Genomic DNA, 18,471 nt, shown 5'->3' with positions numbered 1-18,471 from the left:
TTGCCCCCCTCCCTTCGCGTAGGGGGAGATTAGGAGGGGTCGCTCTTGATCCTGCCGCAAAGAGCACCCCACCCCAGCCCTCCCCTGCTGCGCAGGGGAGGGAGCAAGGCAGGGAATCACACATTCGCTCCACCCTGCCTTGCAGGGAGGGAGCATCGGGAATCAGCCGCCCTGCTTCAACGCCTGCAGCAGCTGTTCGGGCGTCACGTAGCCACCCAGGGTGCGGCCGTCCGGGCCGTAGATCGCCGGGGTGCCGTTGACGCCCAGCCTCACGCCCAGGTTGAACTGGTCCTTGACCGGGTTCAAGCAGGTCGTCGGCGCGGGCGGGCGCCCCTGTTTGGCCGCGGTGAACGCTGCCTTGCGGTCCTTGGCGCACCATACCGACACCATTTCGGTATAGGTCGGCGTGGGGCCACCGGCGGTGGTCACCAGGCCTTCGCGCGGCCAGGCCAGGTATTCCACCGCGATGCCTTCCTTGTTGAAGTCCGCGATGTGTTCATGCAGCGCACGGCAGAAGCCGCAATTGACGTCGGTGAACACGGAAATCGTGTACTTCGGGTTGGCCGGCGCATAGACGATGCGCTCGGATTCCGGCACCTTGGCCAGTTCGGCCTTGCGGAAGCGCGCCCAGGCGTCGTCGCTGGCATTCTGCTTGCGGCCCAGGTCGATCAGGTCGCCGTGCATCATGTACTTGCCGTCGGCGCTGATGTAGAGCATCTGGCCCGAGGCGATCACCTGGTAGAAGCCCGGCATCGGCGCCGGCTCGATCACGTCCACGTTGATGTTCGGCGCCAGGCTGCGGATCGCCTTCTGCACCATCTCGCGCACGGCCGGCGTCACCGCAGCAGTGGCGGCCGCCGCCGGCTCGTTCTGCACGGCGCAGGCACTCAGCGAAAGACCACCCAGGCACAGCGCCAACACAAGATTCTTCAGCATCACCAGCCTCGTTCATCGATCCGTCGCGGGGATCGACGGTATCGCCCATTCTCGCACAGGCCGAGGGCTCGTCCGGGGTGTGCGACGGAATGGCAGGGCCGGGGTTGCGCCGGAATCTCCCCGCCAGCCAGCCACGCCGGCACCGCGCCATTGCACTCCCCGACCCAGGCATCTCACGGCAATCCGCCATCACCCCCGGGGATGATGCTGCGCATGCAGCCGCTTCAATCCTTCCTTCGCCACCAGCGTGTATATCTGCGTGGTGCTGAGCGAGCTGTGGCCCAGCAGCATCTGCAGGGCGCGCAGGTCGGCGCCGTGGTTGAGCAGGTGGGTGGCGAAGGAGTGGCGCAGCACGTGGGGCGAGATGCGTTTCGGGTTGATGCCGATGCGCAGCGCGTAGCGCTTGACCAGGGTCCAGAACATCTGCCGGGTCATGCCCTCGCCGCGCTGGCTGAGGAACAGCGCCGCGGGCTGTCGTCCCTTCGCCAGTGCGGGACGGGCATCGGCCAGGTACTTGCCGATGTGTGCCAGCGCCTCTTCGCCGACCGGCACCAGGCGGTCCTTGCCGCCCTTGCCGGTCACCCGCAGCACGCCCTGGCGGGGATTCAGCGCGGCCAGCGGCAGTTCGACCAGCTCGGATACGCGCAGGCCGGAGGCGTACATCAGTTCCAGCATCGCGCGATCGCGCAGGCCCAGCATGGTGGTGCTGTCCGGCGCCTGCAGCAGGCCGTCGATCTCGCGTTCGGCCAGCGCCTTGGGCAGGCTGCGCGGCAGCTTCGGACGCTCGATCAGCAAGGTGGGATCGGCGAAGCCGGGCTCGTTGCGGACCCGGAACGCGTAGTAGCGGCGGAACGCCGACTGCCGTCGCGCCAGCGATCGCACCGCCACCGCCTGGCTGCCGTGATAGGCGGAAATGTCCTCGCGCCGCGCCGTGGCCAGCTCGCGACCGTGGCTGGCCAGCCATGCGGCCAGCGATTCCAGGTCGCGCCGATACGCTTCCAGCGTGCGATCGGCCAGGCCGTCCTCCGACCACACCCGCTCGACGAACGCGGCGATGCTGCGGCGGTCGGCTTCGGCGATACTGTCGCGGATCATTTCCTTCTCCATGCGCACGATGCTGGCCATTGCGCGCGCCCGACGCAAGCGACCGGACACGATGCCCGCAGATTCCACCGCCGCCCCTGCCCCCTGCCCGCTGTGGCGCCGCCTGCTGGCGCTGGTCTACGACCTGCTGATCGTGGTGGCGATCGTGATGGTGGTAGGCCTGCTGTGCCAGCTCGCCACCGGCGGCAAGCTGATCACCACCGGCGCGAAGACCGTGATCCCGCTCTGGTACCAGTGCCTGCAGGGCCTGGTGGTGGCGGCGTACTTCATCAGTTCGTGGCGGCGCGGCGGACAGACCGTGGGCATGCGGCCGTGGCGCATCCGGGTGACCCGCGACGATGGCGGCACGGTGACCTTGCAGCAGGCGGTGATCCGCCTGCTGGTGGCCGGTGCGCCGATGGTGCTGTTGCTGCTGGCGCCCGCGTTCGGTCTGCGCACCACGCTGTGGACGCTGCTGGTGGTGTGGGCGGGCTGGTTTGCCGTGGCGCTGTTCGATCTTCGCCGGCGCGCCGTGCACGATTTCGCGGCGGGCACCGAAGTGCGTCGGCTCGATTGAGGCCGCAGCGTCCGGCTTCACGCCGTGCTCAGCCCGGGAAAGGTTCAATCCGCCGATGACCCGAAGCCGAGCCGACACCAGCCGCAGCGATGCCGACCTGGTCCGCATCAACCGCGGCTTCTACGAATCGCTGTGGTCCGCGGCCAGGCTGATCGGGCCGGAACGTTTCAATACCTGGCCGCTGTCGCGCGAGCTGGCCGAGGCTGCGCCGCGCCGGCTGGAAGTGGCGCCGGGCCTGCGCCCGCGACTACCGCTGGCCGGCACCTGTTTCGTCGACCTCAGCCATGCCGCGCTGCGCCGGCTGCGGGCCGGCGGCGGCAACGCGATCCACGGGATGATCGGTCAGCTGCCCTGCGCCGACGCCAGTTTTGACCTGGTCTGCGCGCTCGACATCCTCGAACACGTCGCCGATGACGACGGCGCACTGGCCGAACTGGCCCGCGTCGCCGCACCGGGCGCCAGCGTGCTGCTGTCGGTGCCGCTGCATCCGCAGGCGTGGACCGCCTTCGACGAGTTCGTGGGCCATTACCGACGCTACGAACCGGCGGAAATCCTGGCCCGGCTGGCTGCACATGGTTTCGTCCTGGAACAGAGCGCGGTCTACGGCATGCAACCGGGCTCCTCGCGCCTGCTGGCGCTGGGCCAGTGGTACCTCACGCACCAGCGCGAACGCGCGATGTGGTGGTACAACCGGGTCTTCATGCCGATCGGGCTGCGCTTCCAGAAACCGCTGCAATGGCATGCGGGACTGGGCGACACCGCTGGCGTCGACGAGGTGCTGCTGCGCTGCACGTATCGGCCAGCGACAGCGCCAAGCCACTGATTGGATTGGGAGCCGCCGCTGCGGCATCGCAACACGCACCGCCAAAACGGCGCTAAGATGGCTGCTTTCGTCCCGGCAATCCCCCTTCGATGCTCTATCAGATCCATGAGTGGCAACGTGCGTTCCTCGGCCCGCTGAGCCATTTCGCGCAGGCCAGCGCGAACATGCTCAACGACACCAGCAGTCCGTTTGCCCAGGTGCCGGGCGCGCAACGGCTGGCCGCCGGTTACGAGCTGATGCACCGGCTGGGCAAGGATTACGAAAAGCCGGAGTTCGGCATCCACAGCGCCACCGCGCATGACCACGAGATCGCGGTGATCGAACGGGTCGCGCTGGCCAGGCCGTTCTGCCAGCTCAAGCGCTTCAAGCGTTTCAGCGACGATCCCTCGACCATCGAGAAGATGAAGAACGATCCGGTGGTGCTGGTGGTGGCGCCACTGTCCGGCCATCACTCCACGCTGCTGCGCGATACCGTGCGCACCCTGCTGCGCGACCACAAGGTGTACATCACCGACTGGGTCGACGCACGCATGGTGCCGGCGGCCGAAGGCACGTTCGGACTGGACGACTATGTCGCCTGCGTCGAGGAGTTCATCCGTCACATCGGCGCTGCCAGCCTGCACGTGATCTCCGTATGCCAGCCGACCGTGCCGGTGCTGGCGGCGGTGTCGCTGATGGCCGCGCGCGGCGAGGATACCCCGCGCAGCCTGACCATGATGGGCGGCCCGATCGACCCCCGGCGCAGCCCCACCAGCGTCGACAACCTCGCCACCCAGCGACCGCTGTCGTGGTTCAAGGGCAACGTGATCCATACCGTGCCGCCGAATTACCCGGGGCGCGGACGCGAGGTCTATCCCGGTTTCCTGCAGCACGCCGGCTTCATCGCGATGAACCCTGGCCGGCACATGACTTCGCACTGGGATTTCTACCAGGACCTGCTGCGCGGCGACCAGGACGATGCCGAATCGCACCGCAAGTTCTACGACGAATACAACGCCGTGCTGGACATGCCGGCGGCGTTCTACCTCGACACCATCGAGAAGGTGTTCCAGCAGTTCCTGCTGGCACGCGGCCTGTGGGACGTGGCCGGTGAACGGGTCGATCCCTCGGCGATCAAGCGCAGCGCCCTGCTCACCATCGAGGGCGAACTGGACGACATCTCCGGCCTGGGCCAGACCGAAGCGGCACACGACCTGTGCAGCAGCATCCCGGCCGGGCGCCGCGCCCACCGGGTGATCGAAGGCGCTGGCCACTACGGCATCTTCAGCGGCCGCCGCTGGCGCGAAACGGTGTACCCGCAGGTGCGGGATTTCATCCGCAAGTTTGATCAGGTGGCGAAGTAGCGCTGGCAGGTTATCCGCTGCGCGGCGCGTTTCGTTGGCTTCAGAGTGATGGACTTTCGTCCTCCTTCGGAGGGCAAGTTCTGTTCTCGCGTTATGCCCAGAAAAGCGAGAGCTCAAGTGCAGAGCGGTCGATCGCCTTCGGCGACCGAGTCACTTTCTCTTTGAGTGGCCAAAGAGAAAGTAACCCAAGAGAAAGGCCACCCCGATGGCGCGCCTTCCGGGCATCGGGCAACTGCTCCTGCGTTGCCTCAACTCGGGCATCCATGCCCTCGCCTGCCCTCCAGGTGCGCGGGCGGGCTCCGGGGGTTCGCCGACAGTCCATCCATGGACTGACGTCGAACTGGCCGGCATCCCTGCCGGCCACCCCTGCGGGGCCTTTCCTCCGCCCACCCGCCGCGCCATAGGGGCCCCAGGTAGAGCAGCGCGCTCCCAGCGCGCACTCGATGATGAAGCTGAAAAGCAAAAGCTCCGGGTTGCCGCAGCTCTGCTCTTGATCCGGCTCTTCTGAAAAGTACGCGCAGGATGCGCGTCGCTCTGCCCGGGGCCCCTCTGCAGCGGCGAGGCGGGGGCGACAGGCCGCGTAGCGGGAGCCGACAGGGATGTCGGCTCCTTTTCGCACGGACAGGATGTCCGTTCGAAAAGCCCGGCCCCGACTCGCGGACTTTCCGGGCAGGCGAGGGCATGGATGCCCGAGTTGAGGCAACGCAGGAGCAGTTGCCCGATGCCCGGAAAGCGCGGAAGCGGGGTGGCCTCTCTTTGGGCCACGTTTCTCTGGCCACACAGAGAAACGTGGCTCGGCTGCCGCAGGCAGACGAAAGCTTTTCGCTCTGATGCGCAAGGGCCGGCAAAAGCGGCCTGCGCAGCAAGCCGACGAGAAGCAGACAATCAATGCCGCGCGAAAAACTCGCGGAACGCGGTGGCCGTGCGTTCGATGCCGTCATCGTCGACATCCAGATGCGTCACCAGGCGCAGTGTGGGCAGGTAGCCGATGCTGATGCGGATGCCGGCCGCGCGCAAATGGACGTCCAGATCGCGCAGGCGTTCGGCCGGCACGTCGATGAAGACCATGTTGGTGTACTGGCCCAGCAGGTCGATGCCGGCGACCTCGCGCAGGCGGCCCGCCAGATATTCGGCGCGATGATGATCCTGCGCCAGCCGCGTCACATGATGATCCAGCGCGTGCATGCCCGCCGCGGCGAGCATGCCGGCCTGGCGCCAGCCGCCGCCGGTGACCTTGCGCCAGCGGCGCGCCTTGTCGATCAGCGCGTGCGAGCCGACCAGTACCGAACCCACCGGCGCGCCGAGGCCTTTCGACAGGCATATCGAGACGGTGTCGAAATGCCGCGCGATCTCGCGCGCCGGCACGCCGCACGCCACGGCGGCGTTGAACAGGCGTGCGCCATCGAGGTGCAGACCGAGGCCATGCGAGCGCACCACGTCGTGCGCGGCGACCAGGTAATCCAGCGGCAGCGTGCGGCCGTGCCAGGTGTTTTCCAGCGCCAGCAGACGCGTCCGCGCGAAGTGCGGATCGACCGGCTTGATCGCCGCCTCGATCCGCGCCAGCGGCAGCGTGCCGTCGTCGGCGTGCACGATCGGTTGCGGCTGGATCGAGCCCAGCACTGCCGCGCCACCGCCCTCGAACTTGTAGGTATGCGCGTCCATGCCGACCAGGTATTCGTCGCCGCGCTCGCAATGCGCCAGCAGGGCCAGCAGGTTGGATTGCGTGCCGCTGGGCACGAACAGGCCGGCGTCGAAACCGAGCTCGTCGGCCAGTCGCCGCTGCAGCGCGTTGACGGTGGGATCTTCGCCGTAGACGTCGTCGCCGACCTCGGCACCGAGCATCGCTTCGCGCATCGCGGCCGTCGGCCGCGTCACCGTATCGCTGCGCAGATCAACCCATTCCACGGCTCACCCCTGCTGTCGGCAAAGCCGACAGCTTGGCTCGATCCGTCATCGCCGGCAAGTTGATCCGGTTATTGCAGCAGCTGGTAATGCACCATCGCCCAGCCGGCCGAAGCGCTCAGCTGAATACAGGCGATCAACCAGAATCCGCAGGCATCCTTGTGCCAGAAAGGCTTGGACATGACTCCCCCCCGAGAGTTGGTGATGACGGAAGCCGGCGGCTTCCGTCCTGCGATGACGCGGGGCAGGCATCGCCCCGGCGTCCATCCGATAGTGGGGGTGGGCGGGTCGACGATGCTGAGAACGCAGTCACACTGCCGGGGAAAGACAGCGGCGGCGATCAGACCCGTCGCCGGAAGTACAACCAGGCGACGAGCACCAGGATCACCGCTGGCAGCAGGTTGGCCAGCAGCGGCGGCATGCCGTAGACCGTACCGAAGTTCACCATCGCCTGCTGCAGGAAATACCAGCCCAGCGCCAGCAGGATGCCGATGAACATGCGCTTGCCGAGGCCACCCGAACGCAGCGACCCGAACGCGAACGGCATCGCGCACAACACCAGCACCAGCACGTTGAGCGGATACAGCGCGCGTCCCCAGAATGCCACCGCATAGCTGCCGGGACTCTGCCCGTTGCCTTCCAGGTAATCCATGTTGCGGCGCAGGTCGCGCATCGACAGGTACTGCGGCTGGATCACCGACTGCGCCAGCACCTGCGGATTCAGCGTGGACTTCCACGGCAACTCCGCCTCGGTGCTCGCATGCGTGCCGGCTTCGTCCAGCGTGGTGATGCGCACGTCGTGCAGCATCCATTGCCTGCCGTCGTGCTGGGCGGTCCTGGCCCAGGTGAAGCGATGCAGCTGGCCATCCCTGCTGAAGTTGAAGATGCGCACGTCGCTGAGCTGCACGGTGGCCAGGCCGTCATGCTGCTTCAGCGAGGTGCCGCGTGCATTGATCACGTCATCGCCGTCGCGTGCCCACAGTCCGCTGCTGGAGGTCATGCCGAGGTTGCCGGACTTCATCCGCGCCTGCATCACCTGCGCCTGCTGGTCGCCCCACGGCGCCAGCGTCTCGCCCATGATCACCACGCCCACGATCAGTACCGCGACCACGCCCACCGCCGAACCGGCGATGCGCAACCGCGACATGCCGGCGGCGCGCAAGGCAGTCAGCTCGCCGGTCCCGGCCAGCCCACCCAGGCCCAGCAGGCCACCGATCAGCGCCGCATTGCCGAACATCTCGTAGGCCCGGCGCGGGAATGTCACCAGCACATAGGCAATCGCATTGCTCAGCGTGTAGCCGTGCTTGCCCACGTTGCCGAGCTGGCGCAGCAACTGGGTGACCGCGTCGAAACCGGTCAGCACCAGCCACACCATCAGCATCGAGCCGAGCACGCTCAGCGCGACCAGCCGGTCGACCCGCTTGATGTTGAACATGCTCATGCGGCCACACCGGTGGGCGGCGTCCGCAGCTTGCGCGGGGAATACTGTTTCCACAGCATCCAGCCGGCCATGCCCAGCACCAGCGCATGCAGGGCCCACAGCGGCGCCTGGTTGTGCCAGTGGTCCTTGCCGATCTGGGCGCGGCCCAGCGCGAGCAAGGTGTAGTAGAGATAGAACGTGACCACCGCCAGCAGCAGCCGGCCGTATCTGGGTTCACGCGGACTCTGCCGCGACAGCGGCAACGCCAGCAGCAGCAGTACCAGGGTCAGCGGCGGCGCATTGGCGCGCCAGGCGAACTCGGCGCGATCATCCGGATCATCGGACTGGAACAGTGCCCAGCTGCTCTTGGAATGCGCGGGATCGTCGTCCTCGTCGGCCCGCACCTCGGACAGCGAGGTGTCGTTGCGCTGGTACTGCATCTGCCGCCAGTTGTTCGCGCCCAGCGGAATGTCGTATTGCCAGCCGTCCTTGAAGGCGATGAAGCGGCCGTCGCCGTTGCTCTCCTGGTACAGCTCGCCGCTGGTGGCACTGACCAGTTTCAGATGCGCCGGGCCGCCCTTGCCCTCGCTCTGGGTCGCCACGAAGGTGCGCCCCAGCTTGCTGCCGTCACGGCTCAGGCTGTCGACGAAGATGATGCCGCCCTTGCCGGGCAGCTCGGTGAAGCGTCCCGCATCGAGGCCGGCGGCGATCACCGAACGGTTCGCCGCGGCGACCATCGCGTCACTGGTGCGCACGGCCCACGGCCCGAGCCACAGCGAAACCCCGGCGGTGATCGCGACCAGCACGGCGCCCAGTATCAGCACTGGCCGCAGCAGTCCGCGCGGCCCCATGCCCGACGACGACAGCACGTGCATCTCGCTTTCGCGGTACATCCGCCCGAGACCGAGCAGGATGCCGATGAAACTGGCCAGCGGCATCATGTTGGTGAGGCCGTCGAGCGTGCGCAGGCCCAGCACCTGGAACATCACGCTGGCGGGAAAGCTGCCGTTGGCGACCTGCTGCAGCACGTGGGCGAACGCGCTGCCGGCCACGATCACCAGCAGCACCACCACGGTGGCGGCCACGGTCTGCGCCAGCTCGCGCAGGAAATAGCGGTCGAGGATGCTCAGCATGCGATAAACTTGTCCGCTTGAACCGGCCCGGCAGCAGCGCCGGCAAACCGCAAGTCTAGCCTGTCCGGCCATAGCCGGGCTCATGCAGGAACCCTCCGATGACACTTCAGTTCAGCCTCGCCAGCATTGCCCCCGCCACCGTCGACAGTGCCTGCGTGATGGTCGGCGTGTACGAACAGGGCGTGCTGACCAGCGCGGCTGCCCAGCTGGACGACGCCAGCGGCGGCGCGATCAGGCGCCAGATCGAAAGCGGCGACATCAGCGGCAAGGCCGGTTCGACCACGCTGCTGTTCGCCCCGGCTGGCATCACCGCACGGCGCGTGCTGGTGGTGGGGCTGGGCGCGCAGAAGTCGTTCGACGCGGCGCGCTTCCAGAAAGTGAACATCGAGGCTGCGCGTGCACTGGGTCGGCTGCCGGTGGCCGATGCCGTCTCCTGCCTCAGCAGCGTCGACGTGCCCGGCCGCGACAGTGCCTGGCGCGTGCGCATCGCCGCGCTGGCCAGCGACTACGCGGCCTACCGCTACACCGCCACCTTCAAGCCCCGCGACCGGAGCAAGCAGGTCGAACTGGCCCGGCTGACCTTCGCCGGTGGCGACGAAGCCGCCAGCGGACTGGCGCAGGCCGTGGCGATCGCCGAAGGCGTGCGCTTCGCCCGCGAGCTGGCCAACCTGCCGCCGAACATCTGCAACCCCGCCCATATCGCGGCGCAGGCGCAGGCCTTCGCCGACGGCCACGACAAGGTCAGCTGCAACGTGCTCGACGAAGTGGCGATGGAGAAGCTGGGCTTCGGCTCGCTGCTCGCCGTGGGCCGCGGCTCGGTCAACAAGCCGCGCCTGATCGCGCTGGAATACAAGGGCGGCAACGACGGCGACAAGCCGTATGCGTTCGTCGGCAAGGGCGTCACCTTCGACTCCGGCGGCATCAGCCTGAAACCTGGCGCCGGCATGGAGGAAATGAAGTTCGACATGGGCGGCGCCGCCGGCGTGCTGGGCGCGTTCGTGGCCGCGGTGAAGATGGGCCTCAAGCTCAACCTGGTCTGCGTGGTGCCGGCCGTGGAGAACATGCCCGACGGCGACAGCTACCGCCCCAGCGACGTGCTGACCAGCCTGTCCGGGCTCACCATCGAAGTGCTCAACACCGACGCCGAAGGCCGACTGATCCTGTGCGACGCGCTGACCTACACCGCGCAGACGTACCAGCCGCAGGCGCTGATCGATGCGGCCACGCTCACCGGCGCCTGCGTGATCGCGCTGGGCAAGCACGCCAGCGGCCTGATGAGCAAGCACGACGACCTCGCCGCCGAACTGCTCGCCGCCGGCGAGGAAACCCTCGACCGCGCCTGGCGCCTGCCGCTGTGGGACGACTACCAGGCCCAGCTCGACTCCGGCTTCGCCGACGTCGCCAACATCGGCGGCAAGAGCGCCGGCGCGATCACCGCCGCCTGCTTCCTGTCGCGCTTCACCGACGGCCAGCGCTGGGCCCACCTGGACATCGCCGGCACCGCCTGGGACGAAGGTCGCAAGGGCCTGGCCACCGGCCGCCCGGTGGCGCTGCTGGCGCAGTGGCTGCTGGACAGGGAATAGGGAAATCGGGAATCGGAAAAGCCAGGAACGCAACGCGGCTTTTGCCTTTACTATTCCCTATTCTCCATTCCGATTCCCGGCTTCCATGCGTGCCGACTTCTACCTGATCGACAAGCCGCGCTTCCGCGAACAGCCGCTGTTGCTGGCCTGCGAGCTGGCGAAGAAGGCGTTCGCGGCGCAGCAGCCCACGCTGATCCTCGTCCGCGATTTCAGCGAGGCCGAGGAACTGGACGAATTGCTGTGGGCATTCGACGACGACGCGATGATCCCGCACCAGCTGGCCGGCGATGACGACGACGAACACACCGCCGTGCTGATCGTGCCGCCGGGCGTGGACACGGCGGACCGTCCGCTGGTGATCAACCTGCGCGAGGCCTGCGCCCCCGGCCACTACCAGCGCGTGCTGGAAGTGGTGGCCGCCGACCCGGACGCGCGCGAAGGTTCGCGGGCGCGCTGGCGCGAATACCAGCGCCGCGGCTTCGAGGTGCGCAAGCACGACATGTAGTTCAGGCGGGCAATTCCTCGCTGGCCACGGTGCCCGGCACCACGCGCGCCAGCGCCGTGATCAGCTGCTCGCCGCTGACCGGCTTGCGCAGGAACCCGTCCATGCCCGACTCGCGCGCCTTCGCCTCGTCGCCGGTGCCCGAACGGGCGGTGACCGCCAGCAGCGGCAAGTGCTGGCCCGCGTGCTCGCGCTGGCGGATCAGCCGGGCGATCTGGAAACCGTCCACGCCCGGCAGGTCCAGATCCAGCAGCGCGGCGTCGAAGGGCGCATGGGCCAGTTCGCCCAGCGCCGCCAGCCCGTTGCCCACGTGCTTGACCCGATGGCCTTCGCGTTCCAGCAGGCCGCAGATCACCGTCGCCACGATCGGATCGTCCTCCACCAACAGCAGGCGGTAGTGCCGCCCGCTGGCGAACTCGTCCACCGGCGCCGCCACCGCCGGCTCGGCCAGCGGCATGTACACACGAAAGGTGCTGCCATGACCGAGCTGCGACTCCAGCTCGATCGAGCCACCCATCATGTCGACCAGTTCGCGACAGATCGCCAGGCCCAGGCCGCTGCCGGCCCGGCGCTGCGGGCTCTCGGCCTGCGCGAAGCGCTGGAACAGCCGTGCCTGGCTGGCCTCGGAAATGCCCGGCCCGGTGTCGCTGACGCTGCACAGCAGGCCGTCATCGGATCGCCGCGCGCGCAGGATCACTTCGCCGTGCTCGGTGAACTTCAGCGCATTGTTGGCCAGGTTCAGCAGCACCTGCTTGATCCGCAGCGCATCGCCCACCCATTGCGGCGGCAGGTCGTCGGACATCTCCAGGATGAAGCGCAGGCCCTTCGCGTGGGCCAGGCCCTGCTCCAGTTGCGCCACCTCTTCGAGCAGCTGGCGCGGGTCGAACGGCGAGGGTTCCAGCTCCAGCCGCCCGGCCTCGATGCGGGCCAGGTCCAGCGCGTCGTTGAGCAGCTTCAGCAACATGCTGCCGGAACGCTGCATGGCCTGGGTGTAGTCGTGCTGCAGCGGGTTGAGCGGCGTGCTCAGCAGCAGTTCGGCCATGCCCATCACGCCGGTCATCGGCGTGCGGATCTCATGGCTCAGCGTGGCCAGGAACTGGCTCTTCGCCGCGCTGGCCGCCTCGGCCATCTGCCGCTGCTGTTCCACCATCGCCACGTGGTGCCGCCGCGCCAGCCGGCGCCGCCAGATCCACAGGCCGAACCAGATGCCCAGCAACGCGATCAGCACGTAACCCAGCCACGCCCACCAGCGCTGCCACGGCGGCGCCTGCACCTGGATCTGCAGCGGATGAGCCAGGTGCACCCACTGGCCGTTGGCGCCCGCGGCCTGCACCTCCAGCACGTAGTCGCCGGGAGCCAGGCCGGTGAATTCGCGCTCGCCGTGGTTGCCGTTGTCGATCCATGTGCTGTCGAAACCGCGCAGGCGGAACCGATAGTGGTTCGCCGCCGGGTCGACATAGGAGAAAAGCCGCGTCGCGACGTTCAGGCCGCGATCCTTCCAGCCCAGGGTGATCGCCTGCTGCTGCGGTGCCAGTGGCTGCAGCTTGCCGTCGCGACGCAGGCTGACCCGGGTCACCGCCAGCGGCGACACGGTGGTGTCGTCACGGATGCGGTCGGGGTTGAAGCCCGCCACACCGCCCAGCGTCGGCGCATACATGTTGCCATCGGGCATGACGGCGTAGCCGCGGGAAAATTCGCCGTTGGCCAGGCCGTTCTGCAGGCCGAAGGAACGGAACCGGCCGGTGCGCGGATCGAATCGCCACAAGCCGTCGTGACCGAGCATCCAGACCCGCTGCGCGGCATCGACCTGCAGGTCGACGACGTTGATGGAAGGCCAGCCCTGCGAGGCGTCGACGGTGCGATCCAGCACCAGCGTGTCGTCCCGGTAGTGGTAGTGCTCGAGACCGTCGGGGCGGACCATCCAGATGCCGCCGTCATCGAAATCGAACGCGTTCACCGCCCGGTCGTTGGTGACCCCGGGGATCACCTCGAAGCGGTCGCGATCGGGGCTCATGCGCAGCATGCCGCCATCGCTGGCGTACCAGAAGCAACCGCCGTGCAGGGTGAGCTGGCTGCCCCACAACACGCGCTGGTTCGGCTGGTCCATCGCCACCCGGGTCACCGCCAGGGTGTCCTGATCGATGCGGAACAGGCCTTCGCCGAACGTGCGCGCGTACATGCGCCCGTCCGGGCCGGGCTCCACTTCCAGCGGATGCTTGAGCCAGTGGCCTTCCGGGTCGATGCGCTGCGGCGGCTGGCCGAGGGTGTCGCGATAGAGTGCGCCACGCACCGCGATCCACAGGCGCTCCTGCGGGTCCTGGGTCATGCCCAGCACGTCGCCACCAAGACCGGACAGCACATGCTCGACCTTGCCGGTGTGCGGGTCGAGCTTGTCCACCCGGCCGGAGCGTTCGCCGACCCAGACGCGGCCATCGTGTCCGCGCGCCATCGCTGTGACGATCGAATCGCGCAGGCTGGTCGGGTCGTCGGGGATGTGGGTGAAGCGGCTGGTGTCGTTCCAGCCGGGCGCGAGGTAACCCACGCCACCGTCCAGCATGGTCACCCACAGCCCTCCTTCGTGGTCGACCAGCATCGACCACACCCAGGTGCCGGGCAGGTCTCCGTGCAGCACCGGCTGGTCGGTCACTGCCAGCATCGGCGCCGATGGCTGCATCTGCACGAACAGGCCATGCTGGGTGCCGATCCACAGGCGCCCGTTGCGGTCACGGGCGCTGGCGAACACATTGCCGTCGGGCGCGCCCACGCTGGCCAGCGGGCGGGCCACGTCGTCGCTGCCCACCAGCAGCAGGCCGTGGGTACTCTCGACGCGAATCTCTCCGGCTTCGCCATCGATGTGCCAGGCATCGATCGGCAACGCCGTGCCGTCCTGCGAAACGCGATGGATGCTGCCGGCGATGTCGCGACGGAACAGTCCGCGGCTGCTGCCGATCCACAGTTGTTGCCGATCATCGATACAGAGCGCAGCGACCAGGCCGAACGCGGCCGGATCGGTGCCCAGCAGGGGATTGGTCACGTGCTCGAAACCGCGATGACCCGGCCGCATCCGGTCCAGCCCCCGCACCGTGCCGATCCACAGGTTGCCTTCGGCATCGGCAACCATCGACCAGACCTTGTCGCTGCTGAGGCTGGCCGGATCGTGCGGGTCGTTGCCCCAGTGGGTGAAGCGGCCGCTGGCGGCGTCGTAGCGGTTCAGCCCCGCCTCCAGCCCGGCCGCCCACAGCGTGCCGTCGCGATCGAACAGCAGGCTGGCGATGCCGTTGTCATACAGCGAGCCGGGGTCGTCGGCAGCGTGCCGGAACACCTTGAAGTCGACGCCGTCGTAACGGGCGATGCCGCCCTTGGTGCCGAACCAGATCGCGCCGTCGCGATCCTGCGCCACGGCGTACACGCTGCTGCTGGGCAGGCCGTCGGTGGTGGCGTAACGACGGAACTGCGGCGTGGGCAACAGCCCGCTCGCCGCAGGCACGACGGCAGCGGCAGCGGCCGGCGCGACGGGCGCGGCCACGCCAAGAGCCATGCCCAGCAAGGCGGCCGCCAGCATCAGTCCGCTTCCTGCGGAACGGTGGGGGTGGCCGCCGCCGGCCCGATCACCCGCGCCAGCGCCTGGCTCAACTGCTCGCCGGTCAACGGCTTGCGCAGGAAACCGTCCATGCCCGCATCGCGGGCCATCGCCTCGTCCTTGTTGCCCGAGCGCGCGGTGACCGCAATGATCGGCAGGTGCTGTTGCCGGTGCTCGCGCTGGCGGATCAACCGGGCGATCTGGAACCCGTCCACGCCGGGCAGGTCCAGATCCAGCAACACGGCATCGAAGCTGGACTGGGCCAGCTCGGCCAGCGCGGCCAGGCCGTTCACCACGTGCACCACCGCGTGTCGTTCGCGTTCCAGCAGGCCGCGGATCACCGCCGCCACGATGGTGTCGTCCTCCACCAGCAGCAGGCGATAGCACCGGTCGGAAGACGGTACCGTCGTGGGCAGCGACGCCGGCGGCTCGACCAGCGGCAAGCGCACCCGGAACGTGCTGCCGTGGGCGAGCCGCGATTCCAGTTCGATGCTGCCGCCCATCATGTCCACCAGCTCGCGGCAGATCGCCAGCCCCAGGCCGCTGCCCGCCCGACGCTGCGGACCCTCGACCTGCTCGAAGCGCTGGAACAGGCGCGCCTGGCTCGCCTCGGGAATGCCCGGGCCGGTATCGACGATGCTGAATTGCAGGCCGCCCTCGATTCGTTGCGCACGCAGGGTGACGCTGCCCTGCTCGGTGAACTTGAGCGCGTTGTTGGCCAGGTTCAGCAACACCTGCTTGATCCGCAGCGCATCGCCGAGCAACTGCGGCGGCAGCCCGGCGGCGATGTCCAGCACGAAGCGCAGGCCCCGCGCATGCGCCAGCCCCTGCTCCAGTTGCGCCACCTCTTCCAGCAACTGCCGCGGGTCGAACGCGACCGGCTCCAGCTCCAGCCGACCGGCCTCGATCCGTGCCAGGTCCAGCGCGTCGTTGAGCAGCTTCAGCAGCATCGTGCCGGAGCGCTGCATGGCCTGCGTGTAGTCGTGCTGCAGCGGATTGAGCGGGGTGCTCAGCAGCAGTTCGGCCATGCCCATCACGCCGGTCATCGGGGTGCGGATCTCGTGGCTCAGCGTGGCCAGGAACTGGGTCTTCGCCGCGCTGGCCGCCTCGGCCATCTGCCGCTGCTGCTCGACCAATTGCATGTGATGGCGCTGGGCCAGGCGCCGGCGCCAGCTGCGCAGGATCACGCCGACCAGGGCCGCCAGCAACAGCAGGTAGGCCAGCCAGGCCCACCAGCGCTCCCATGGCGGCGCTTCGACATGGATGCGCAGCGGCTGCTGCAGGTCGGCCCAGCGTCCGTTGGCACCGGCCGCCTGCACTTCCAGCGTGTAGTCACCCGCGCCCAGGCCGGCGAACTCGCGCTCGCCGTGGTTGCCGGTGTCGACCCAGTTGCGGTCGAATCCCCGCAGGCGGAAGCGGTAGCGATTGGCGCCCGGGTCCACGTAGGAACTGGAACGCGCCTCGAAACGCAGCTCGCGGTCGCTCCAGGCAAGCTGGATCGGCACCGCCCGGGTCGGCAGATCATGGATCGCGCCATCGCGGCGCACGCTGGCCGCGGTGATCACCACGCCCGCCGGGCTGGCGATGGCCGGCACGCGGTCCGGCTGGAAACCGAACACGCCGCCCAGGCTGGCCACGTAGATGGTGCCGTCGGGCATCATCGCCGGCGAGTCGCCGCGCACTTCGCCATTGACCAGACCATTGCGCAGACCGAAGGATTTCAGCTCGCCGCTGGCCGGGTCGAACCGCCACAGGCCGTTCTTGCAGAACAGCCAGAAACGTCCCTCGTTGTCGACGTGCAGGGCGATCAGCACCATCGACGGCCAGCTCGGCGGAATCGGCACCAGTTGCTCGCGCACTACCTTGTCGCCGTCCAGCCGGTAGCGTTCGAACATCTTGTTGCGCGCCGCCCAGAACCCGTCTGCGGTGAACTCCAGCGCGTAGACATAGCCTTCGTCCGACAGGCCGGCGACCGCTTCGAGCTTGCCGGCAGCCGCCTTCCAGCGCAGCAGCGTGCCCTTGTCGACGTACCAGCCGAGGCTGTTCCAGCGGGTCAGCCGATTGCCGACGAAGCCGGTTTCGTCAGCGGGCGCCACCGGCTTCGGATCGACCGCCATGGTGTCCGGATCGATGCGGAACAAGCCGTCGCGACTGGACACCAGGTACATGCGCTGGTCCGGACCGAGGGTCACGCGACGCGGGTGGGTGGCGCCCGCGGGGGCCAGATCCACCTGCTGCAGCTTGCCGCCGGCGTAGCGGTAGACACCGCCTTCGCTGACGATCCACAACCGCTGGCGCGCGTCCTCCACCATGTCCAGCACGTTGCCCTGCAGGCCCGAAACCACGTGCCGCACCTCGCCGGTGACCGGGTCGAGCTGGTCGACCAGCTCGTGTCCACCCACCCACAGCCAGCCATCCGCACCGGCCAGCACCGACGAGGCCATGTTGTCGCGCAGGCTGTGCTGATCATCCGGCACGTGGGTGAAACGGGTGAACTGGTTCCAGCCCGGCGCCAGATAGGCAATGCCGCCATCACCCATCACGAACCACAGCCCGCCTTCGCTGTCGCACAGCGACTGCCACACCTGCTGCGCCGGCAGGCTGCCCAGCAGCAAGGGCTGGCCCGCGATGGCGTGGATATGCGCCCGCCCATCGTCCAGGTAGAGCCCGCTGCGCGTGCTGATCCACAGGTTGCCGGCCTGGTCCAGCGTGCTGCTGTACACGTCGGTGGGGGGGATCTGCGCGGGCCGGTACAGCATCGCCGCACCGCTGGCGTCCATTCGCAGCAGGCCGCCGCGCACGGCGATGCGCACGTCGTCGCCATCGGCCTGGATGCGCCAGATCTTGAGGTTCTGCAGCTGCGGATCGATGGTCACCTGGCGCACCCGGCCATCCGCCCCGCGCACGAACAGACCCTGGCTGGAGCCGATCCACAAGCTTCCGTCCGGCCGCGCCAGCAGGGCACGCACGGCCCCGAATCCCGCGGCCGGGTCCTTCTCCAGTGGATTGCCGACATGCTCGAAATGCCGGCCGTCGGGAAGCATCCGGTCCAGACCGGCGTCCGTGGCCACCCACAGCGTGCCGTCCACCGTCTGCGTCGTCGACCAGACGTTGTCGCTGGCCAGGCTGCGCGGGTCGGCCGGATCGTGCCGCCAATGCGCAAAGTCGGCAGTGTCGCGCCGGTAGCGGTTCAGTCCCGAGCCGAAGCCGCCTACCCACAGTTCCCCGGTGCGGTCGACGAACAGGCTGTACACCGTACCTTCGGGCAGCGACGCCGGATCATCCGAGTGGTGGCCGAACACGCGGAAGTCCACGCCGTCGAAACGCACCAGGTCGACGCCGACGCCAAACCACATCGCACCCTGGTGATCCTGTGCCACCGCATACACCGTGCTGCCCGGCAGTCCATCGGAGGTCTGATAGCGGCGAAATTGCGGCGTCGGCAGCGGATCGGACGAGCGCGCCCCCGCGCCTGCCGACGGGGCGACCGCGGCAGCCGCCAGCCCGGGCAGCAGCCAGGCGAGCGCCAGCGCCATCCTGGCCAACCATCTCGTTCCGCTCCCCATAACTCCCCTTGGCGAAGTCGCAC

Annotated in this window: 12 protein-coding genes; 5 read left to right on the top strand and 7 right to left on the bottom strand. The window is 68.4% G+C overall.

The features are described from left to right. Positions 1 to 162 precede the first annotated feature (162 nt). Positions 163 to 933, bottom strand: a complete 771-nt coding sequence (locus ABNK63_RS03685; protein WP_350017186.1) for a DsbC family protein — start codon at positions 931 to 933, stop codon at positions 163 to 165. Positions 934 to 1,125: 192 nt separating this feature from the next. Beyond that, on the bottom strand, positions 1,126 to 2,043 hold the full coding sequence (gene xerD, locus ABNK63_RS03680; RefSeq protein ID WP_350017185.1) for a site-specific tyrosine recombinase XerD: 918 nt from the start codon (positions 2,041 to 2,043) through the stop codon (positions 1,126 to 1,128). 49 nt (positions 2,044 to 2,092) lie between these two features. Between xerD and ABNK63_RS03675 the strand changes: the two genes are divergently transcribed. From ABNK63_RS03675 to phaZ, 3 genes are all read left to right on the top strand, one after another. Continuing rightward, the gene (locus tag ABNK63_RS03675) at positions 2,093 to 2,596 is read left to right on the top strand and encodes an RDD family protein (protein ID WP_350017184.1); all 504 of its coding nucleotides are present in this window, start codon (positions 2,093 to 2,095) and stop codon (positions 2,594 to 2,596) included. Positions 2,597 to 2,651: 55 nt separating this feature from the next. Beyond that, positions 2,652 to 3,419 (top strand): methyltransferase domain-containing protein, encoded by a 768-nt coding sequence (locus ABNK63_RS03670; RefSeq protein ID WP_007810176.1) that lies wholly within the window; start codon positions 2,652 to 2,654, stop codon positions 3,417 to 3,419. A gap of 89 nt (positions 3,420 to 3,508) precedes the next feature. After that, on the top strand, positions 3,509 to 4,762 hold the full coding sequence (gene phaZ / locus ABNK63_RS03665) for a polyhydroxyalkanoate depolymerase (protein ID WP_007810178.1): 1,254 nt from the start codon (positions 3,509 to 3,511) through the stop codon (positions 4,760 to 4,762). A gap of 885 nt (positions 4,763 to 5,647) precedes the next feature. Here phaZ and ltaE read toward each other — a convergent pair. The 3 genes from ltaE to lptF form a co-directional block, all read right to left on the bottom strand. Beyond that, positions 5,648 to 6,667, bottom strand: a complete 1,020-nt coding sequence (gene ltaE, locus ABNK63_RS03660) for a low-specificity L-threonine aldolase (RefSeq protein WP_350016722.1) — start codon at positions 6,665 to 6,667, stop codon at positions 5,648 to 5,650. Between the two features lie 337 nt (positions 6,668 to 7,004). Continuing rightward, positions 7,005 to 8,105 (bottom strand): LPS export ABC transporter permease LptG, encoded by a 1,101-nt coding sequence (lptG, locus tag ABNK63_RS03655; protein ID WP_007809454.1) that lies wholly within the window; start codon positions 8,103 to 8,105, stop codon positions 7,005 to 7,007. Further along, positions 8,102 to 9,217 carry an LPS export ABC transporter permease LptF gene (lptF, locus tag ABNK63_RS03650; RefSeq protein ID WP_007809451.1) on the bottom strand — a complete coding sequence of 372 codons (1,116 nt, stop codon included), beginning with the start codon at positions 9,215 to 9,217 and terminating at the stop codon, positions 8,102 to 8,104. Before lptF ends, lptG begins: the two co-directional genes overlap by 4 nt. A gap of 98 nt (positions 9,218 to 9,315) precedes the next feature. On the opposite strand from lptF, the gene ABNK63_RS03645 reads away from it, so the two are divergent. Next, positions 9,316 to 10,800: a leucyl aminopeptidase gene (locus ABNK63_RS03645; protein WP_350016721.1), complete on the top strand. Its 1,485-nt coding sequence runs from the start codon at positions 9,316 to 9,318 to the stop codon at positions 10,798 to 10,800. An 85-nt stretch (positions 10,801 to 10,885) separates the two neighbouring features. Continuing rightward, complete coding sequence (locus ABNK63_RS03640; RefSeq protein WP_007809447.1) at positions 10,886 to 11,305, top strand: DNA polymerase III subunit chi; 420 nt, start codon at positions 10,886 to 10,888, stop codon at positions 11,303 to 11,305. Between the two features lies 1 nt (position 11,306). Here ABNK63_RS03640 and ABNK63_RS03635 read toward each other — a convergent pair whose 3' ends face one another. Both ABNK63_RS03635 and ABNK63_RS03630 read right to left on the bottom strand, forming a co-directional pair. Further along, positions 11,307 to 14,864, bottom strand: coding sequence for a two-component regulator propeller domain-containing protein (locus tag ABNK63_RS03635; RefSeq protein WP_350016720.1), 3,558 nt, complete (start codon positions 14,862 to 14,864; stop codon positions 11,307 to 11,309). Then, positions 14,864 to 18,418 carry an ATP-binding protein gene (locus tag ABNK63_RS03630; RefSeq protein WP_350016719.1) on the bottom strand — a complete coding sequence of 1,185 codons (3,555 nt, stop codon included), beginning with the start codon at positions 18,416 to 18,418 and terminating at the stop codon, positions 14,864 to 14,866. Before ABNK63_RS03630 ends, ABNK63_RS03635 begins: the two co-directional genes overlap by 1 nt. Between the last annotated feature and the right edge of the window lie 53 nt (positions 18,419 to 18,471).

The organism is Rhodanobacter sp. IGA1.0, assembly GCF_040208325.1.
Taxonomy (GTDB): domain Bacteria; phylum Pseudomonadota; class Gammaproteobacteria; order Xanthomonadales; family Rhodanobacteraceae; genus Rhodanobacter; species Rhodanobacter spathiphylli.
This window is presented reverse-complemented; position numbering and strand designations above follow the sequence as displayed.

Excerpts from the sequence above, each read along its gene's own strand:
- xerD (WP_350017185.1), bottom strand. The coding sequence starts at position 2,043 with ATGGAGAAGGAAATGATCCGCGACAGTATCGCCGAAGCCGACCGCCGC.
- ABNK63_RS03675 (WP_350017184.1), top strand. The coding sequence starts at position 2,093 with ATGCCCGCAGATTCCACCGCCGCCCCTGCCCCCTGCCCGCTGTGGCGC.
- ABNK63_RS03670 (WP_007810176.1), top strand. The coding sequence starts at position 2,652 with ATGACCCGAAGCCGAGCCGACACCAGCCGCAGCGATGCCGACCTGGTC.
- phaZ (WP_007810178.1), top strand. The coding sequence starts at position 3,509 with ATGCTCTATCAGATCCATGAGTGGCAACGTGCGTTCCTCGGCCCGCTG.
- lptG (WP_007809454.1), bottom strand. The coding sequence starts at position 8,105 with ATGAGCATGTTCAACATCAAGCGGGTCGACCGGCTGGTCGCGCTGAGC.
- lptF (WP_007809451.1), bottom strand. The coding sequence starts at position 9,217 with ATGCTGAGCATCCTCGACCGCTATTTCCTGCGCGAGCTGGCGCAGACC.
- ABNK63_RS03645 (WP_350016721.1), top strand. The coding sequence starts at position 9,316 with ATGACACTTCAGTTCAGCCTCGCCAGCATTGCCCCCGCCACCGTCGAC.
- ABNK63_RS03640 (WP_007809447.1), top strand. The coding sequence starts at position 10,886 with ATGCGTGCCGACTTCTACCTGATCGACAAGCCGCGCTTCCGCGAACAG.
- ABNK63_RS03635 (WP_350016720.1), bottom strand. The coding sequence starts at position 14,864 with ATGCTGGCGGCCGCCTTGCTGGGCATGGCTCTTGGCGTGGCCGCGCCC.
- ABNK63_RS03630 (WP_350016719.1), bottom strand. The coding sequence starts at position 18,418 with ATGGCGCTGGCGCTCGCCTGGCTGCTGCCCGGGCTGGCGGCTGCCGCG.